This is a genomic window from Mesorhizobium sp. WSM4906, assembly GCF_029674625.1.
Taxonomy (GTDB): domain Bacteria; phylum Pseudomonadota; class Alphaproteobacteria; order Rhizobiales; family Rhizobiaceae; genus Mesorhizobium.
Window position 1 is genome coordinate 567,898 of sequence record NZ_CP121355.1, and the last position, 16,059, is coordinate 583,956.

A 16,059-nucleotide genomic window follows, 5' to 3' on the forward strand; every position below is an offset into this window, starting at 1 on the left:
TCTCCCACAAGGGGAGAAGGAAGGGGCGTCAAGCCGCGCCCTGCCGGGTTGCGAGCAATTCGCGCTTCACCGACCGGCGCCATTCGACGGCGCCGGCAAGGCCGTGCAGCACCGTCTCGGTGGCCGCCCAGTCGATGCAGCCATCGGTGATGCTCTGCCCGTAGGCGAGCGGCTTGCCGGGCACGACGTCCTGACGGCCGGCGACGAGGTTGCTCTCGATCATGACGCCGATGATGCGCTCGTCGCCCGCCGCGACCTGGCCCGCCACGTCATGCGCGACTTTCGGCTGGTTCTCCGGCCGCTTGCCGCTGTTGGCGTGGCTGACGTCGATCATCAGCCGCGGCGCGACGCCGATGCGGCCGAGTTCCGCGGCGGCCGCATCGACGCTTGCCGCGTCGTAGTTGGGCACCACACCGCCGCGCAGGATGACATGGCAGTCCTCATTGCCGGTCGTCGCCGCGATCGCGCTGCGGCCACCCTTGGTCACCGCCATGAAATGATGCGGCTGGGCGGCCGACTTCACCGCTTCGCCAGCGATTCTCAAATTGCCGTCGGTGCCGTTCTTGAAGCCAACCGGGCAGGAGAGGCCCGAGGCCAGCTCGCGATGGATCTGGCTTTCGGTGGTGCGCGCGCCGATGGCGCCCCATGCGACGAGGTCGGCGATATATTGCGGCGTCGTCATGTCGAGGAACTCGGTCGCCGCCGGCAGGCCGAGATTGTTGACGGCCGACAGCACGTTGCGCGCCATGCGCAATCCCTTGTCGATGTTGAAGCTGCCGTCGAGATCGGGATCGTTGATCAGGCCCTTCCAGCCGACCGTGGTGCGCGGCTTCTCAAAATAGACGCGCATGACGATCTCGAGCCGGTCCGCCAGGGCCTCGCGCAGCGCCGCCAGACGGCTGGCATAGTCCACGGCGGCGACCGGATCGTGGATGGAACAAGGGCCGACGATGACTACCAGTCGATCGTCGGCCCCGGTCAGGATGGAATGGATGGCGTTGCGCGAAGCGGCAACGGTGCGCGTCGCCGTCAGTGAGCGCGGTATCTCGCGCATCACCTCGTCCGGCGTGCTCAGGACTTTGAGTTCCTTGACCCGAAGGTCGTCTGTGGTGGTCAACACGGCTTCTGCTCCTGGTTAGGAGACCTGCCGGCTGAAACGAAAAAGCCGCCAGGTCTGGCGGCTTTTCGGATTTAGATGCTGCAATCTTCAGATCGAGCGCAATCCTCCCGCCGCCAGCGAGCTGTCGTAGTAAAAGTACCAAAACGAGGCGGTCAGGTGGATCATGCGGCTCATATAGTCGATGCGAAGGCGGTTGTCACGTGTCTGATGGTGCTGCTCTCCGGGAATGACCACTTGAAACAGCGATAGCCGCGTTGGCAATGCCAATTGTCGATGTCGGCGCCGCCCCTCATCGCCCTGCCGGGCACTTCTCCCCGTATAGTGACGGGGAGAAGGGGGCCGGCCGCACCCTCGGCCCTAGCCTTGCTATGTCGGCAATTTGGCGAAACCGCCGGCGACAGCGCCCCTCTCCCCGTCACTATACGGGGAGAGGATGCCGGCAGGCAGGTGAGGGGCAGCGCCGAGGCCCGAGGAACAAGGCGAGGCGGTGGCATCGGTCTTCAAACTGAGCTTGGACCCGATAACTGTCAAAAGTCGATGCTGCCCCTCGTTGCCCGGTGCACCGGCGGCCCTTACTCGCCGATGACCCCGGCTATGTTCTGATCGTAGTCGACCAGCGAGCCGGTCATGACGCCGGCCTGGGGACTGAGCATATAGGTGATCAGCCGGGCAAGCTGCGCCGGCTTGACCAACTGGCCCATCGGCTGGGCGGCCTCGGCCTTTGCCAACCAGTCGTCCGGCGCGTCGTGCCATTTCTTCTGCACGATCGCCTCGCCTTCGGTGTCCATCCAGCCGGGCAGCACCGCGTTGCAGCGGATGCGGTTCCGCCGATAGGAGCTCGCGACATTCTTGGTCAGCGTCATCAGCGCACCCTTGCTGGTGGAATAGGGCGTCAGGAAGGACTGGCCGGCATGCGCCGACATCGACAAGACATTGACGATCGAGCCTGGCGCCTTGCGCTCCAAAAGATGCGCGACCAGGCCCTGCATCAGGAAGAAGGGCCCGCGCACATTGGTGTCGAAGATCTGGTCGAACAGCTCTTCCGATGTCTCGACCAGCGAGCCGCGCGCCGAGGTAGCGGCGGCGTTGACCAGCGCGTTTAGCGTGCCGAAATGAGCAATCGCCGTTGCGACGGCGCGCTTGCAGTCGGCGACCTTGGCGACGTCGGCGCTGATGAAGATGGCGTCGACGCCGCTCTTCTTGAGCGCGGCCACCGCTTTGTCGCCCTTCTCCTGCGAGCGGCCGATGAGCGCCAGCGCGCGGCAGCCTTCGTCGGCGAGCGCCTCCGCGACAGCGAAGCCGATGCCCTGCGCGCCACCGGTGACGATGGCGCGCGTTCCTGAATTGCGACCGGCCAAACCGTTCATCGCTCTGCTCCTGTGTTTTGAATTACCAATGGATTTTCGAGATTCATTGACGTTCCGATCGGCTTCCCGGTGTCTTGTCGCAACGTTGATAACTTGGTTGAAGAGCCCTCGACTTCGTCATCCTAGGGCGAAGCAGGAGCGGAGCTCCGTCGCGGAGACCCTAGGATCCATGCCGTGACCCGGGCGAAGAGCGCAGCGGAGCAGAATTCTGACCGTTAGCATCACTCAGACGTAACGGCATGGATCCTCGGGTCTGCGCCGCGTCGCTTCGCTCCTTGCTCCGCCCGTGGATGACGAGGTGACATGCGTTCCGGCTAATCGCCAAGCGATGGAGACAGGCAATCCGACCGCCATCGAAATACCTGCCTCATCGAATCAATCGACGCGAACGGTCTTGCCCGTCTTCGCAGACTCCAGGGCTGCATCGGCCAACTTCAGGGCGACCAGTCCATCCTTGCCGCTGGGCGCGGCCTTCTTGCCGGCGGTTGCAGCGGCGATGAAAGCCGCGATCTCGTTGGCATAGGCGTCGATGTAGCGGGTCATGAAGAAGTCGTGCAGCGGCGGACGCGTGTAGCCCTTGTCGTTGGCGAGCTCGATCGACACCGGCCGCTGGTTCTCGGCCGCGACCATGCCCTTGGAGCCATGCACCTCGATACGCTGGTCGTAGCCATAGGTGGCGCGGCGCGAGTTGGAGATGACGGCCTGCCTGCCCGAGGCGGTTTCCAGGATGACGCTGACCGAGTCGAAATCGCCTGCATCGCCGATCTTCTTGTCGACCAGCACCGACGCGTGGGCGCTGACGGCCACCGGCTCCTCGCCGAGCAGGAAGCGCGCCATGTCGAAGTCGTGGATGGTCATATCGCGAAAAATGCCGCCGGAACGGGCGATGTAGTCGAGCGGCGGCGCGCCCGGATCGCGGGACGTGATGGTGACCATCTCGACATCGCCGATGGCGCCTTCGTCGATCGCCTTGCGAACCGCGGCGAAATGCGGGTCGAAGCGGCGGTTGAAGCCGACCATCAGCGTGGCGCCGGCCTTCTCGACCACGGCCAGGCACTGTTCGACGCGCTTGACGTCGAGGTCGATCGGCTTCTCGCAGAAGATCGCCTTGCCGGCCCTGGCGAAGCGCTCGATGAGATCGGCATGGGTGTCGGTTGGGGTGCAGATGATGACGGCGTCGATGTCCTTGGCCTTTTCGATCGCGTCGATCGTGCGCACCTCGGCGCCGTAGGCGGAGGCCAGATCCGTCGCCGCTTTCTCGAAGGCATCGGCCACGGCGACGAGCTTGGCCTGCGGATTGGAACCAACGGCGCGGGCATGCACCTTGCCGATACGGCCGGCGCCGAGAAGAGCGAAGCGGAGAGTCATGGAATGTCCTTTAAGGTGGTTCAGAAAGCTGTCCGAGCCTTGCCGGCGCGGATGATTGATATCCCGTCGTGACGCCTCGTCACGCGGCCTGCAACTCGGCCTGTCCGGTCTTGGCGCCGGTGATGTAGGCGACGATGTCGTTGCCGTCGGTGTCCTGCTTGCGCAGGTTGGCGACGATCTTGCCGCGCCGGAAGACGACGATGCGGTCGACCAGGTCGAACACCTGGCGCATGTTGTGGCTGATCAGGATCAGCGGCTCGCCATTTTCCTTCAGCGTACGGATGATGTTTTCGACCTGCGCGGTCTCCTGCACGCCGAGCGCCGCGGTGGGCTCGTCCATGATGATGAGCTTCGAGGCGAAGGTCGCGGTACGGGCGATCGCCACGCATTGGCGCTGGCCGCCCGACATGTGGCGGATGGTGCTGGAGAGGTTCGGGATCTTCACCGCCGTGCGGATCAGCGCCGCCTCGGTCGCCTTGCGCATGGCCTTGCGGTCGAGGATCGAGAAGGGGCCGAGGTTGAACAGAACCTTCTCGCGGCCGAGGAAGAGGTTTGACGGCACGTCGAGGTCGTCGGCCAGGGCAAGGTTCTGGAACACGGTCTCGATGCCCGCCTCGCGCGCCTCGATCGGCCCGGCGAAGTTCACTTCCTTGCCGTCGAACCAGATCTTGCCGTCGGTGCGCTGCTCGACGCCGGTAATCTGGCGCACGAAGGTCGACTTGCCGGCGCCGTTGTCGCCCATGATGGCGACATGCTCGCCCTTGCGCAGCTCGAAATTCGCCTCCTGCAGCGCATGCACGCCGCCATAATGCTTGGTGAGGTTTTCGGTCTTCAGAACGATGTCGGACATGGTCAAGCTCCTATCGCCCGGCGGCGCTGGCGCCATTGATCGAGAACGACTGCGCCGACGATGATCACGCCCTTGACCATCTCCTGGTAATAGGCGTCGAGGCGCAGGAAGGTGAAGCCGGAGATGATGACGCCGAAGATCAGCGATCCGATCACCGTGCCGATGATAGACCCGCGTCCGCCCGAGAGCGAGACGCCGCCGATGACCGCCATGGCGATGGCGTCGAGCTCGTACATCACGCCCATGCCGGCCTGGGCGGTGAGGTTCTTGGAGGAGAGCACCACCGCGGCGATCGAGGCGAGGATGCCGGCAATGACATAGACCAGCACCTTGTGGTTGGCGATCTTGATGCCGGACATGCGCGCGGCGTCCTCGTTGGAGCCGATGGCGTAGCAGTGCTTGCCGTATCTGGTGTAGCTCAGGATAAGCTGGAACAGGATCGCCAGCGAAATGAAGATTATGACCGGCATCAGTCCCTTGCCTATTGCCGCGAAGCTGTCGGTCGGGAACGAGATCGGCTGGCCCTTCGACCACCATTTGGCGATGCCACGCGCCGTGACCATCATGCCGAGCGTGGCGATGAAGGGCGGAATGCGGGTGAAGGCGATCAATGATCCGTTGATGAGACCGGCCAAAAGCCCGCAGCCGACGGCGACCAATAGCGGCACGATGACGGGCAGGTCGGTCCAGCCATAGGCGATGAACATCGCCTTGGGGTTGGGATTGCCGTTGACGGTCGCCACTTGCGCGAAGCTCATGGCAATCATGGCGGTGGCGCCGACGATCGAGCCCGAGGACAGGTCGATGCCGCCACAGATGATGACCTGGGTGACGCCGATGGCGATGATGCCGACGATCGACACCTGCAGGATGATGATTTGCAGGCGCTGCTCGTTGAAGATGCCGGCGACATTCTCGCGGGTGTTGAACAGGAAGCTGTCGCCGAGGAAGACGCGGCCGATCAGCTCGAACGCGCCGACCAGGATGACGAGCGCCAGGAACACGTTGAACTCGGCAGGCCAGGGGCGCTTCTTGGCGTCGTAACTCAAGCCGCCAATGCCATGCGATGTCTGTGACACGTCTTCTTCCTCCGAATGACCGCGCCCGTCCTCCCGCCCGGTGGGGCGGGAGAAGGAAGGGAGCGGCGCAGTCTTGCGCCGCTCCGTATGGAGGCGCCTATCTCAGTTCTTCTTCAGGAACTTGTCGATGTTGGCCGGCGTGACGAGCTGGAAGGGGATGTAGACCTTGTGCTCCACCTTCTCGCCCTTGGAGAGCTTCAGCGCCGCATCGAGCGCGCCGGCGCCCTGGCCGGCCGCGTCCTGGAAGACCGTCACGTCGAGATCGCCCGCCTGCATCGCGGCCAGCGCGTCCTGGGTGGCGTCGACGCCGCCGACCACGACCGACTTCATGTCGATGTTGGCGGCCTTCATCGCCTGGATGGCGCCGATGGCGCTTTCGTCGTTGTTGGCGATGACGCCGTCGAACGCCTTGCCGGACGACAGCCAGTTGGTCATCAGATTCTGCGCTTCGTCGCGCTTCCAGTTCGAGGTCTGCTTGTCGATGATCTTGATGAAGCTGCAGTCAGGCGTGGCGATAACTTCCTCGATGTCCTTGGTGCGCTGCACGGCGGCCTGGTTGGATAGCTCACCCATGATCACATAGACATTGGCCTCCTTCTTGCCGGCTTCCTTGAGCAAGCGGCAGGCTTCCTTGGTCTCGAGCGTGCCGGACTCGGCCTCGTTCGAAGCGACGAAGGCCTGGTTGTCGGGCAGCTTGTCGACATTGACCGGCTCACGGTTGACATAGACCAGCGGGATCTTGGCGGCGGCAGCCGCGTCCGACATCGCCTGGGTGGCCGAGGTGTCGACGGGATTGACGATGATGGCGTCGACGCCCGAAGCGGCGAAGTTCTTGATCTGGTCGAGCTGCTTGGCGACATCGTTCTGCGCGTCCTCGACCTGCAGCTCGACGCCGCTCATGCCCTTGGCCTGCGCGATCATGCCGTTGCGCAGCACGGTCAGGAAGTTGTCGTCGAAAAGAGCCATCGAAACGCCGATCTTGGCGGCGAAGGCGGATGAACACATCAGCGCCGAAAGCGCGACGCCCAAAAGCAGTTTCTTCATTTTATTTCTCCTCCACTTGGTGTCCGGCTGCACCGATTGAACCGGAATCCCCGACCTCTCCGGGGAATCTCTCCCTATGGCCCTTCCGGCGGCGTTTTCCTCACACAATGGAACGCCTGGTCCTCTGTTTGAAACAGATGTTCCGGAACGAAAGAACCAAAATGCCTAGCTGGTGAAATATTTATTCCATTTCGCCTGGAGCCGTCAAGGGAAATTCGGAACGGACATGCCGGATTTTCGATCCCGATCACCGCGGCAAAGACAACGAGCATCGAAAACCTGGGTCCAAATCGGAGCAAACCGTCGTGAAAGAATCCATCAACCTGATGGATTCTTTCATATCGATTCCATCGCTCCTGGGTCAGTTCCCCGACACAGGGATTTTTGAAAGGTTGCCATTTGTCTTGGTGCAAGATTTTCCGTTCATTTCCGTGAAATCAGCGCAAGCTCCGGGGATTGGTTGAAGCCGCCCCAACGTCGTCATTCTATGGCGGAGCAAGGAGCGAAGCGACGCGGCGCAGACCATAGAATCCATGCCGTGACTTGGAAGCGCCGCCACGGTGCAGAATTTTCTTCGCGACGGAGCTTCGCTCCTGCTCCGCCCTAGAATGACGACGCGGGGTGGGCGCTTCGGCCAATCTCCAATGCACATCACCTGCCAATGCAAAACAGAGCCTACCGATCAAAATCCCTGTGCTGGAGGTCTAGATGTTCTCCGGCAGATAGATGTCGAAGGGCAGGAAGGTCTGGCCGGGCGCGTTGGCGGCGCCGCTCTCGATGGCATGCGCCATGAGCGCCACAAGCTCGCGGCACAGCGCGGCCAGCGGCGTCGAGATCACCATGGTGAGGATGTTGTCGGCAAGCGCCGCGCGCGAGAAGGCGTTGATCTCGTTGCAGATGACCACCGGCATGTTTGCCGGCTTTGCCGCCCGCAGCGCCGCCACCGCGCCTTCCATGCCGCCGCCGGCGACATAGCAGCCGGCAAGGTCCGGCTGCCGGGCCAAAAGATCGAGCATCGCATCATGCGTCACCTGGTTGGCTTCCAGATTGACCAGCGTCTCCATCACCGTGAAGTCCGGCGCATGTTCGCGAAAGTAGGAGCGGAAGCCGATCTCGCGCAATTCATGGCCATGGAAGCGGTGGCTGCCGACGAAAAGCGCGACCTTGCCGGGTTTCTTCGCCGCCTTGGCGATCATCCAGGCCGCGGTGCGGCCGACCTTGCGGTTGTCGAGCCCGACATAGCCCTCGCGGATGCCGGCGGCGAAGTCGGACAGCAGCGAGAAGACCGGCTGTCCCCTCGCCTTCAGCGCCTCCACCACCGCCGTCAGCGTCGGATGGTCCGGGCCGACGACGGCGATGGCTCTCGATTTCGCCGCCAGCTTGCGCATCTGGGCGGCTATCTCGTCGGGCGCCAGCGATGCTGCGAAGTCGATCGTCGCGGTACCGCGAAAGCGTTGCGACTGCGAAACCGCCGTTTCCAGTTCCCGCGCGAAATCGCCGTAGAAGACATCGTTGCCCCGCAGTAGCAGGAAGCCGAGACGGTATTCCGGCAATTCCTGGCGCATGCGCTGCTTGATCAGGCCGGCGGCGTGATAGCCGATATCGGTCGCTGCCTCGTAGACCCGGCGCGCCGTTTCCTCGCGCACCGGCAGGCGGTTGTTCAGCACCCTGTCGACGGTGGCGACGCTGAAGCCGGAAACGCGCGCGAGATCGGTGATTGTCGGCCGCCTTGCCATGAATGCTCCATCGCCAGTTCGACTCAAGATAGCTCATCCTGATAGGAAATGATAGAATCTATCTTTGTGACGTTGAGACTATCATGGCTTGGCGCTATGGTGAAGTCGAAGCCAGCCATGGGCGAGCCGCGGCACCGCCGAGGGCCATTCGCCAAGTGCTGATGGAGGAACCCGCAATGACGGCAATCACGTCTCCGGCAGCGTCCGGACGCGACTACAGCCTGACCGGCCGCGACGCCAGGCTGGCGGTCGAGAACGGGCTTTCGGCGGCCGAATGGTACCACACCGAGATCCCGCGCAAGCAGATGAAGGAGCTGATGCAGCGCTCCGACCAGCCGGCGATCCGCGACACCGTCATCTGGCTCGGCGCGCTGACCCTAAGCGGCGCCGGCGGCGCCTTGTTCTGGGGTAGCTGGTGGTGCGTGCCGTTCTTCTTCGTCTATGGCACGCTCTACGGTTCCTCGACCGATTCCCGCTGGCACGAATGCGGCCACGGCACGGCCTTCCGCACGCAGTGGATGAACGATGCCGTCTACCAGCTCGCCTGCTTCATGATCATGCGCAATCCGGTGACCTGGCGCTGGAGCCATACGCGCCACCATACCGACACCATCATCGTCGGCCGCGACCCCGAGATCGCCGTCATGCGGCCGCCGGACCTTCTGCGCCTTGTCCTGAACTTCTTCGGCATCCTCGACGCCTGGCACGCGATGACCGACATGGTGCGCAACGCCGCCGGCGTCATCAGCGCCGCGGAAGAGACCTTCATTCCGGAACAGGAGCAGCCGAGGGCCATCCGCGCCGCCCGCATCTGGCTCGCCATCTACATCGCGACCATCGCGCTGGCGCTCTATCTGCATTCATGGCTGCCGCTGATGCTCGTCGGCCTGCCCCGCCTTTATGGCGCCTGGCACCATGTAATGACCGGGCTGCTGCAGCATGGCGGCCTTGCCGAGAATGTCGTCGACCACCGCCTGAACAGCCGCACCGTCTACATGAACCCGATCAGCCGGTTCATCTACTGGAACATGAACTACCATGTGGAGCACCACATGTTCCCGATGGTGCCCTACCATGCGCTGCCCAAGCTGCACGAGCTGATCAAGCACGATTTGCCGGCGCCGACGCCGTCGATCCTCGCCGGCTATCGCGAGATGATCCCCGCCTTCCTGCGCCAGCTGCGCAACGAAGATTATTTCATCAAGCGCGAGCTGCCGGCGACGGCAAAGCCCTATCGGGAAGAGCTGCACAACGACAATCCGGCAACGGCCGCGGCCGGGTGATCGGTCCCGACGCAAGCCGGCTATCAAATCTTTGCTGGAGGACGACATGAGCGACTGGGTCGAGGCCTGCACGGCCGGAGACATCGACGAAGAAGACGTGATGCGGTTCGATCACGCCGGCCGCACCTACGCCATCTATCGCAGCCCGGACGACGAATATTTCGCGACCGACGGCCTGTGCTCGCATGAGAAGGTGCATCTGGCCGACGGGCTGGTGATGGACGACATCATCGAATGCCCCAAGCACAATGGCCGCTTCAACTACAAGACCGGCGATGCCCGCGGCGCACCGGTCTGCGTCAACCTCAAGACCTATCCGGTCAAGGTCGACGCCGGCAAAGTCCTCATTCAGGTCGGGTGACGGCGATGGCGGGAGGAATGGTCATCATCGGCGCCGGCGAGTGCGGCGGGCGCGCCGCGCTTACCCTGCGCGATCTCGGTTACGAAGGGCCGGTGACCCTGGTGGGCGACGAGCCGCATCTGCCCTACGAACGGCCGCCGCTGTCGAAGGAAGCGATGACCAGCGAGGCGCCGCTGATCAAGGCGATCGCCAGCGACGAGCTTCTGGCCGACCGCGCGATCCGCCACATCCATTCCGTCCGGGCCGTGGCAATCGACCGCGACGCGCATGTCGTGCGCCTTTCAGACGGCTCCTCGCTTGTCTATGACAAGCTGCTGCTCGCGACCGGATCCGTGCCGCGCAAGCTGTCGATGCCGGGCCTTGGGCGGCGCTGCGTCTATCTCAGAACCTTCAACGACGCGCTCGCTATCCGCGCCCATCTCAGCGCAGGAAACCGCGTCGCCATCATCGGCGGCGGCTTCATCGGCCTCGAGCTTGCCGCTTCGGCGCGCAAGCTCGGCGCGACCGTCACGGTGCTGGAGGCGCAGCCGCGCATCCTGATGCGCGGCGTGCCGGCCGAGATCGCCGAAATCATCCACAAGGCGCATGAGGCCGAAGGCGTGAAGGTGCTAACCGGACAAGGCATCACGGCGATCGCCGATGACGGCGCCGAGGTTCGCATCATGCTTGCCGATGGTCAGGAAGTCGTCGCCGATCTCGCCGTCATCGGCATCGGCGCCGTGCCGGTGACGGCGCTCGCCGCCGAGGCGGGGCTGGCGACCGACAACGGCATCGCGGTCGATGCAACGTTGCGCACCGAGGATCCCGATATCTTTGCCGCCGGCGACTGCTGCTCGTTCCCGCTGGCCGTCTATGGCGGGCGGCGCGTGCGGCTGGAAGCCTGGCGCAACGCGCAGGAGCAGGGCGCTCTGGCCGCCAAGAACATGCTCGGCGCCAACGAGACGCATGCCGACGTGCCGTGGTTCTGGTCTGATCAGTACGGACTCACCCTGCAGATCGCCGGGCTTTCCGACGAAGGCCGATCGATCGTGCGGCGCGACCTCGACGATGGCGCCTTCATTCTCTTCCACCTTGCCGAGGATGGACGGCTGGTCGCCGCGAGCGGCATCGGCCCCGGCAACGCGGTGGCGCGCGACATCCGCCTGGCGGAGATGCTGATCGCCAGGCGAGCGACACCGGCGCCTGAGGCCCTGGGCTCGCAAGCGGTCAAGCTGAAATCGCTGCTGGCGGCATAGTCCGGTCAAATTGCAGGGAGCAAGGATCAACGACATGGCACGCAGCAGACCGACCGTCGCCGACTTGCAGTCGTTGAAGGGCAGGCGGCAGCTTTCGAAGCTGCGCGTCTTTTCGCTGGAGGAGGCCGAGGCAGCGGAGCGGGCCGGCATCGACCTCATCTCGGTCCCCTATGACCTCATGTTCGATCCGCGTTTTCGCGACGCGGCGCCCACCTGCTTCACCATTCCTGGCGACGAACGCATCAAGCTGGGCGCCACCACGAACGAGATCCTGCGCATGGCGGTCAAGCTGCGCGCCGCGAGCGCCGACGCCATGTACTGCTCGGCCAGCCTGCAGACCATCCGCCGGCTGCGCGACGAGCACATTCCGGTCTGCGGTCACGTCGGCCTGATCCCCGCGCACGCGACCTGGACGGGCGGCTTCAAGGCGGTCGGCAAGACGGCTGAAAGCGCCGCCTTCGTCTGGAAGCAGGTCAAGGACCTCGAAGCGGCCGGCGCCTTCGCCGCGGAGATCGAGGTGGTGCCGGCGGGCGTCGCCGCCGCCATCTCGCGGCGCACCTCGCTGATCATGATTTCCATGGGCGCAGGCGCCGGCTGCGACGCGCAATATCTGTTCTCGGAAGACGTGCTCGGCAGCAATCGCGGCCACTATCCGCGCCACGCCAAACGCTACCGCGACTTCGCGGCGGAGTTCGAGCGCCTCCAGGGCGAGCGCATCGCCGCCTTCCGCGAGTACGCCGACGATATCCAGTCCGGCGCCTATCCGGGGCCGCGCCATATCGTGGAGGCGGATCCCGAGGAAATGCGCAAATTCGAGGCCTATCTCGCCTCGGAGGGTTACTGAGCGCCCTGGCTCAAGCCGCCGCTAGAACAGCACCTTCAGCTCGTCCAGCTTGTCGTTGACCAGCCAGCCGTAATAGTTCTCCTCGGGCAGCTTTTCAGGCTCGCCGGCAGCGCGGCGCTTCTCGTTCTCCTCCTTCAGCGCATAGGCGCGCTGCTCGGGATTGCCGACATTGTAGAGCGTGGCGGTGAGGCCCGGATTGTGCGAGATGTCGAAGCCGGCGATGCCTTTATAGGCGTCGATCGACTTCCTGATCGTCGCGGCGACGTAAGGCAAGGTCAGATCCGGATCCATGATGGTCTTGTAGACCGAGTTGGGATCCTCGACATCGAGCTTGGGCAAGCCGGAAACCTTGTGCACGAGGTCGCTCATCTGCAGCGCCGTCAGCGGGTTGAGCTGGCCGAGGCCGAAGGTCTGGCCGGCATAGTAAGGCTGGAAGAAGGTGGCGCCGAAGCGGTCGTTGGGGAAGCTTTCACCGCCGACGCTCTTGCCGCGGAAGGAATGGTTCCACACCTGCTCGCGGCATTCCCAAAGATCGTAGCTGTCGTCCATGCCGGCGCATTTCTTGAATTCCGGCCGCTGGACGAAATCGGCGACGTCCTCGCCGTCATAGGCAAAGGTGAGCTTGCTCGACAGATATGACATCGCCTTGACGTAATAGGTCTGCAGCCGGTCGTAGGCGTCGACATTGTAGGTGTGCTCGCCGACGATGGCGCCGACAATGTGCATCGGATCGATGCCATAGGCGGCCGCCGCTTTCTTGATCTTGCCACGCAGCTCGGCGTCCTTCTGCAACAGCGCGTAGACCTTGCGGTACTTGGCCTGGAAGGTGGTGTTGGTGGCCTGGGTACGCCGGCTGGAAGCGCCGGGGATGTCGGGCTGCACGCTGTTGCGATTGCCCGGCGGCACCATGGTCGCAGCGTTGGCCGTTGCCACCGCCGCCGCCAACGCCAGACCGAGGAAGAGAAGTATGCGTTTCTTCATGCGCCGCCGCCCTGGAGCGGGCCCAGCTGCCACCGGCCCACTCCAACTATTTGTTTTTATGCAATTTCGGATGGAAAACCGCTGCGCACTTTTCCTGAAATTGCTTTCGGAATCGGCGGCAACCTAGGTAAAGCGGCCGGGAGAGTCGAGACGAGGCAAGCTTCCGCCGGAACGAAAGGTGGCCAGATGGTACCATCTGGCCACACATCGCCAAGCTTGGCAGTTGGAGCAATTCCAGGAAAAGTGTGAGCGGTTTTCCGCCCGGAATTGCGTAAAAACAAAGAGTTAGAGCGGTTCGACGTTTCCGTGAAACGGTGAACCGCTCTAGAGAATGAACCGCGACAGATCGGTGTTCCGCGACAGGTCGCCGACATGCTTCTGCACATAGTCTGCATCGATGGTGACCGCCGTGCCGTGGCGATCCGGCGCGTCGTAGGAAATCTCGTCCAGCACCCGCTCCATCACCGTCTGCAGGCGTCTGGCGCCGATGTTCTCGACATTGGCGTTGAGCTCGACGGCAATGCCGGCGAGCGAATCGATGGCGTCGTCGGTGAACGTCAACTCGACGCCTTCGGTCTTCATCAGCGCGATATACTGCTTGATGAGGCTGGCTTCCGTCTCGGTGAGGATGCGGACGAAGTCCTCCTTCTCCAGCGCACGCAATTCGACGCGGATCGGCAAGCGGCCCTGCAGCTCCGGCAAAAGGTCCGAGGGCTTGGAGACATGGAAGGCGCCCGAGGCGATGAACAGGATATGGTCCGTCTTGATCGGCCCGTATTTGGTCGCGACGGTGGTGCCTTCAACCAGCGGCAGCAGGTCGCGCTGGACGCCTTCGCGCGAGGGGCCGCCCGAAATGTCGCTCCGGGCCGCGATCTTGTCGATCTCGTCCAGGAACACGATGCCGTCGTTCTCGGCCGATTCCAGCGCCCGGCGCACCACCTCGTCCTGGTCGAGCAGCTTGTCGGACTCGTCGTTGATCAGAAGCGCGTAGGATTCCTTCACCGTCGTCTTGCGGGTCTTGGTCCTGCGGCCGCCCATCGCCTTCGACAGCATGTCGTTGATGTTGAGCACGCCGATATTGGCACCGGGCATGCCGGGGATCTCGAAGCCCGGCATGCCGCCCGTGCCTGTGTCGGCCACCTCGATCTCGATCTCCTTGTCGTCGAGCTCGCCATCGCGCAGCCTCTTGCGGAAGCTGTCGCGCGTGGCCGGGCTCGCGGTCTTGCCGACCAGCGCTTCGAGCACCCGCTCTTCGGCGTTGATGTGGGCGCGCGCCTTGACGTCCTCGCGCATCTTCTCGCGCGTCAGGCCGATGGCGACCTCGACGAGATCGCGCACGATCTGCTCGACGTCGCGGCCGACATAGCCGACCTCGGTGAACTTGGTGGCCTCGACCTTGACGAAAGGTGCGCTGGCGAGCCGCGCCAGGCGGCGCGAGATTTCGGTCTTGCCGACGCCGGTCGGGCCGATCATCAGGATGTTCTTCGGCATCACCTCTTCGCGCATCTGGCCTTCCAGCTGCTGGCGGCGCCAGCGGTTGCGCAAGGCGATCGCCACGGCGCGCTTAGCGTCCTTCTGGCCGATGATGAAGCGGTCGAGTTCCGAAACGATTTCACGAGGAGAGAAGGTGCTCATAATACTCAAATTCCACTTTGCCACTGCTTGATGGACTCGAACGGATGCAGCAGCATGATCACGTTGAGCGTCAGATTGTCCCGGATGATGTAGCCCGTGCCGAACTCGAAAACGAGCGCCAGAACCACGATCACCCATATAGGGAGCTTTCGCGCCATCACAAATCCCAGCGCCATGAACAGCGTATCGGACACCGAGTTGATTATTGAGTCGCCGTAATAGTTGAGAGAGATAGTGCCGGCGCGATAGCGGTCGATGATGAAGGGGCTGTTTTCCAGGAGTTCCCATCCGCCCTCGACGAGGACGGCGAAAGCCAGCCTCAGTCCGACCGGCGAGCGCGGAAACAGCGCCCATGCCAGCGCATAGAACAGGAAGCCGTGGATGACGTGCGAGAAGGTGTACCAGTCGGCGATGTGCTGGGAATTCTCCGAACTGTTCACCACGCCATGCCAGAGCTTGACGTAGCCGCAGGTGCAGATCGGCGGGTGGCCCATGCCGTAGAGGACGCCGGCCTGGAAGATGACCAAGGCGAGCACGAGCAGCAGCCCCATGCGCCAGCTGTCTTCATAGGCCGACAGCGTTTTGTCCTCTCCGGATGCGGTCATCTGGTCAGTCCCCCTCTTCAGTGTCGGCTTCGGCCGCGTCGACGGCCATCAGCACGACGTCCCCATATTCCGAATGCCTGCGGCCGATCGGCCTGAAGCCGGCCTTCTCATAGGCGCGGATGGCGCGGCCATTGTCCGGATGCGGATCGATGACGACGCGCGGCGCGCCTTCCTCGAACAGTTTCTCGACGAACTGGCGGACAATCGCCGAGCCATGGCCGATGCCGACCAGTTCCGCCGGGCCGATCGACAGATCGATGCCCAGCGTGCCGAATGGCTGGTCGGCATAAGGATGGTCGTCCTCGAGATGCGGATCGTAGCTCTGCAGGTAGGCGATCGGCTTGCCGTCCAGCTCGACGATCAGCGGCTCCACCGAAACCGAATCGATATGTTCGCGGATTTCGGCGATCTCAATCTCCGGATCACCCCACCATTCGGCGAGATGCGGCTTGGCCAGCCAGTCGGCGATCATCGGCAGGTCCTTTTCGGTGACCGGACGAAAATCGTAGCTATCTTCTCGTTCGACCATGATCTTTTCCAAAAACCGGTTC

The 16,059-nt window shown here is 63.5% G+C and carries 17 protein-coding genes; 5 read left to right on the forward strand and 12 right to left on the reverse strand.

What is annotated here, in order from left to right; all coding sequences use genetic code 11:
• Positions 1 to 28: 28 nt before the first annotated feature.
• The 7 genes from QAZ22_RS02590 to QAZ22_RS02620 all read right to left on the reverse strand — a co-directional run bounded on the left by QAZ22_RS02590 (position 29) and on the right by QAZ22_RS02620 (position 6,828).
• A complete protein-coding gene (locus tag QAZ22_RS02590) occupies positions 29 to 1,120 on the reverse strand; it encodes a 3-deoxy-7-phosphoheptulonate synthase (protein WP_278205433.1) in 1,092 nt (363 codons plus the stop codon).
• A gap of 87 nt (positions 1,121 to 1,207) precedes the next feature.
• Positions 1,208 to 1,387: a hypothetical protein gene (locus QAZ22_RS02595; RefSeq protein WP_278205434.1), complete on the reverse strand. Its 180-nt coding sequence runs from the start codon at positions 1,385 to 1,387 to the stop codon at positions 1,208 to 1,210.
• Between the two features lie 305 nt (positions 1,388 to 1,692).
• Positions 1,693 to 2,487, reverse strand: coding sequence for an SDR family oxidoreductase (locus tag QAZ22_RS02600; RefSeq protein ID WP_278205435.1), 795 nt, complete (start codon positions 2,485 to 2,487; stop codon positions 1,693 to 1,695).
• A 375-nt stretch (positions 2,488 to 2,862) separates the two neighbouring features.
• Positions 2,863 to 3,855, reverse strand: a complete 993-nt coding sequence (iolG, locus tag QAZ22_RS02605; protein WP_278205436.1) for an inositol 2-dehydrogenase — start codon at positions 3,853 to 3,855, stop codon at positions 2,863 to 2,865.
• Positions 3,856 to 3,934: 79 nt separating this feature from the next.
• Entirely contained in the window at positions 3,935 to 4,705 is a 771-nt protein-coding gene (locus QAZ22_RS02610) for an ATP-binding cassette domain-containing protein (RefSeq protein ID WP_278205437.1), read from the reverse strand.
• A 2-nt stretch (positions 4,706 to 4,707) separates the two neighbouring features.
• Positions 4,708 to 5,784, reverse strand: coding sequence for an ABC transporter permease (locus tag QAZ22_RS02615; RefSeq protein ID WP_278205438.1), 1,077 nt, complete (start codon positions 5,782 to 5,784; stop codon positions 4,708 to 4,710).
• Between the two features lie 102 nt (positions 5,785 to 5,886).
• A complete protein-coding gene (locus QAZ22_RS02620) occupies positions 5,887 to 6,828 on the reverse strand; it encodes a sugar ABC transporter substrate-binding protein (protein WP_278205439.1) in 942 nt (313 codons plus the stop codon).
• Positions 6,829 to 7,133: 305 nt separating this feature from the next.
• On the opposite strand from QAZ22_RS02620, the gene QAZ22_RS02625 reads away from it, so the two are divergent.
• A complete protein-coding gene (locus tag QAZ22_RS02625) occupies positions 7,134 to 7,292 on the forward strand; it encodes a hypothetical protein (RefSeq protein ID WP_278205440.1) in 159 nt (52 codons plus the stop codon).
• Between the two features lie 240 nt (positions 7,293 to 7,532).
• Here QAZ22_RS02625 and QAZ22_RS02630 read toward each other — a convergent pair whose 3' ends face one another.
• Complete coding sequence (locus tag QAZ22_RS02630; RefSeq protein WP_278205441.1) at positions 7,533 to 8,564, reverse strand: LacI family DNA-binding transcriptional regulator; 1,032 nt, start codon at positions 8,562 to 8,564, stop codon at positions 7,533 to 7,535.
• Between the two features lie 176 nt (positions 8,565 to 8,740).
• Here QAZ22_RS02630 and QAZ22_RS02635 point away from each other — a divergent pair, with 176 nt between their 5' ends.
• From QAZ22_RS02635 to QAZ22_RS02650, 4 genes are read left to right on the forward strand one after another with little or no spacing between them, the layout of a single operon-like run.
• A complete protein-coding gene (locus tag QAZ22_RS02635) occupies positions 8,741 to 9,847 on the forward strand; it encodes a fatty acid desaturase family protein (protein WP_278205442.1) in 1,107 nt (368 codons plus the stop codon).
• A 46-nt stretch (positions 9,848 to 9,893) separates the two neighbouring features.
• Positions 9,894 to 10,208 carry a MocE family 2Fe-2S type ferredoxin gene (locus QAZ22_RS02640; RefSeq protein WP_278205443.1) on the forward strand — a complete coding sequence of 105 codons (315 nt, stop codon included), beginning with the start codon at positions 9,894 to 9,896 and terminating at the stop codon, positions 10,206 to 10,208.
• Between the two features lie 17 nt (positions 10,209 to 10,225).
• On the forward strand, positions 10,226 to 11,443 hold the full coding sequence (locus tag QAZ22_RS02645) for an FAD-dependent oxidoreductase (protein WP_278205444.1): 1,218 nt from the start codon (positions 10,226 to 10,228) through the stop codon (positions 11,441 to 11,443).
• 34 nt (positions 11,444 to 11,477) lie between these two features.
• Entirely contained in the window at positions 11,478 to 12,287 is an 810-nt protein-coding gene (locus QAZ22_RS02650; RefSeq protein WP_278205445.1) for a 3-methyl-2-oxobutanoate hydroxymethyltransferase, read from the forward strand.
• A gap of 21 nt (positions 12,288 to 12,308) precedes the next feature.
• Here the strand turns inward: QAZ22_RS02650 and QAZ22_RS02655 are convergent, their stop codons facing one another.
• The 4 genes from QAZ22_RS02655 to QAZ22_RS02670 all read right to left on the reverse strand — a co-directional run bounded on the left by QAZ22_RS02655 (position 12,309) and on the right by QAZ22_RS02670 (position 16,037).
• A complete protein-coding gene (locus tag QAZ22_RS02655) occupies positions 12,309 to 13,268 on the reverse strand; it encodes a DUF1402 family protein (RefSeq protein ID WP_278205446.1) in 960 nt (319 codons plus the stop codon).
• A gap of 324 nt (positions 13,269 to 13,592) precedes the next feature.
• Positions 13,593 to 14,903 carry an ATP-dependent protease ATPase subunit HslU gene (gene hslU / locus QAZ22_RS02660; RefSeq protein WP_278205447.1) on the reverse strand — a complete coding sequence of 437 codons (1,311 nt, stop codon included), beginning with the start codon at positions 14,901 to 14,903 and terminating at the stop codon, positions 13,593 to 13,595.
• Positions 14,904 to 14,908: 5 nt separating this feature from the next.
• On the reverse strand, positions 14,909 to 15,508 hold the full coding sequence (locus tag QAZ22_RS02665; protein WP_278205448.1) for a DUF2585 domain-containing protein: 600 nt from the start codon (positions 15,506 to 15,508) through the stop codon (positions 14,909 to 14,911).
• Positions 15,509 to 15,512: 4 nt separating this feature from the next.
• On the reverse strand, positions 15,513 to 16,037 hold the full coding sequence (locus tag QAZ22_RS02670; RefSeq protein WP_278205449.1) for a GNAT family N-acetyltransferase: 525 nt from the start codon (positions 16,035 to 16,037) through the stop codon (positions 15,513 to 15,515).
• Between the last annotated feature and the right edge of the window lie 22 nt (positions 16,038 to 16,059).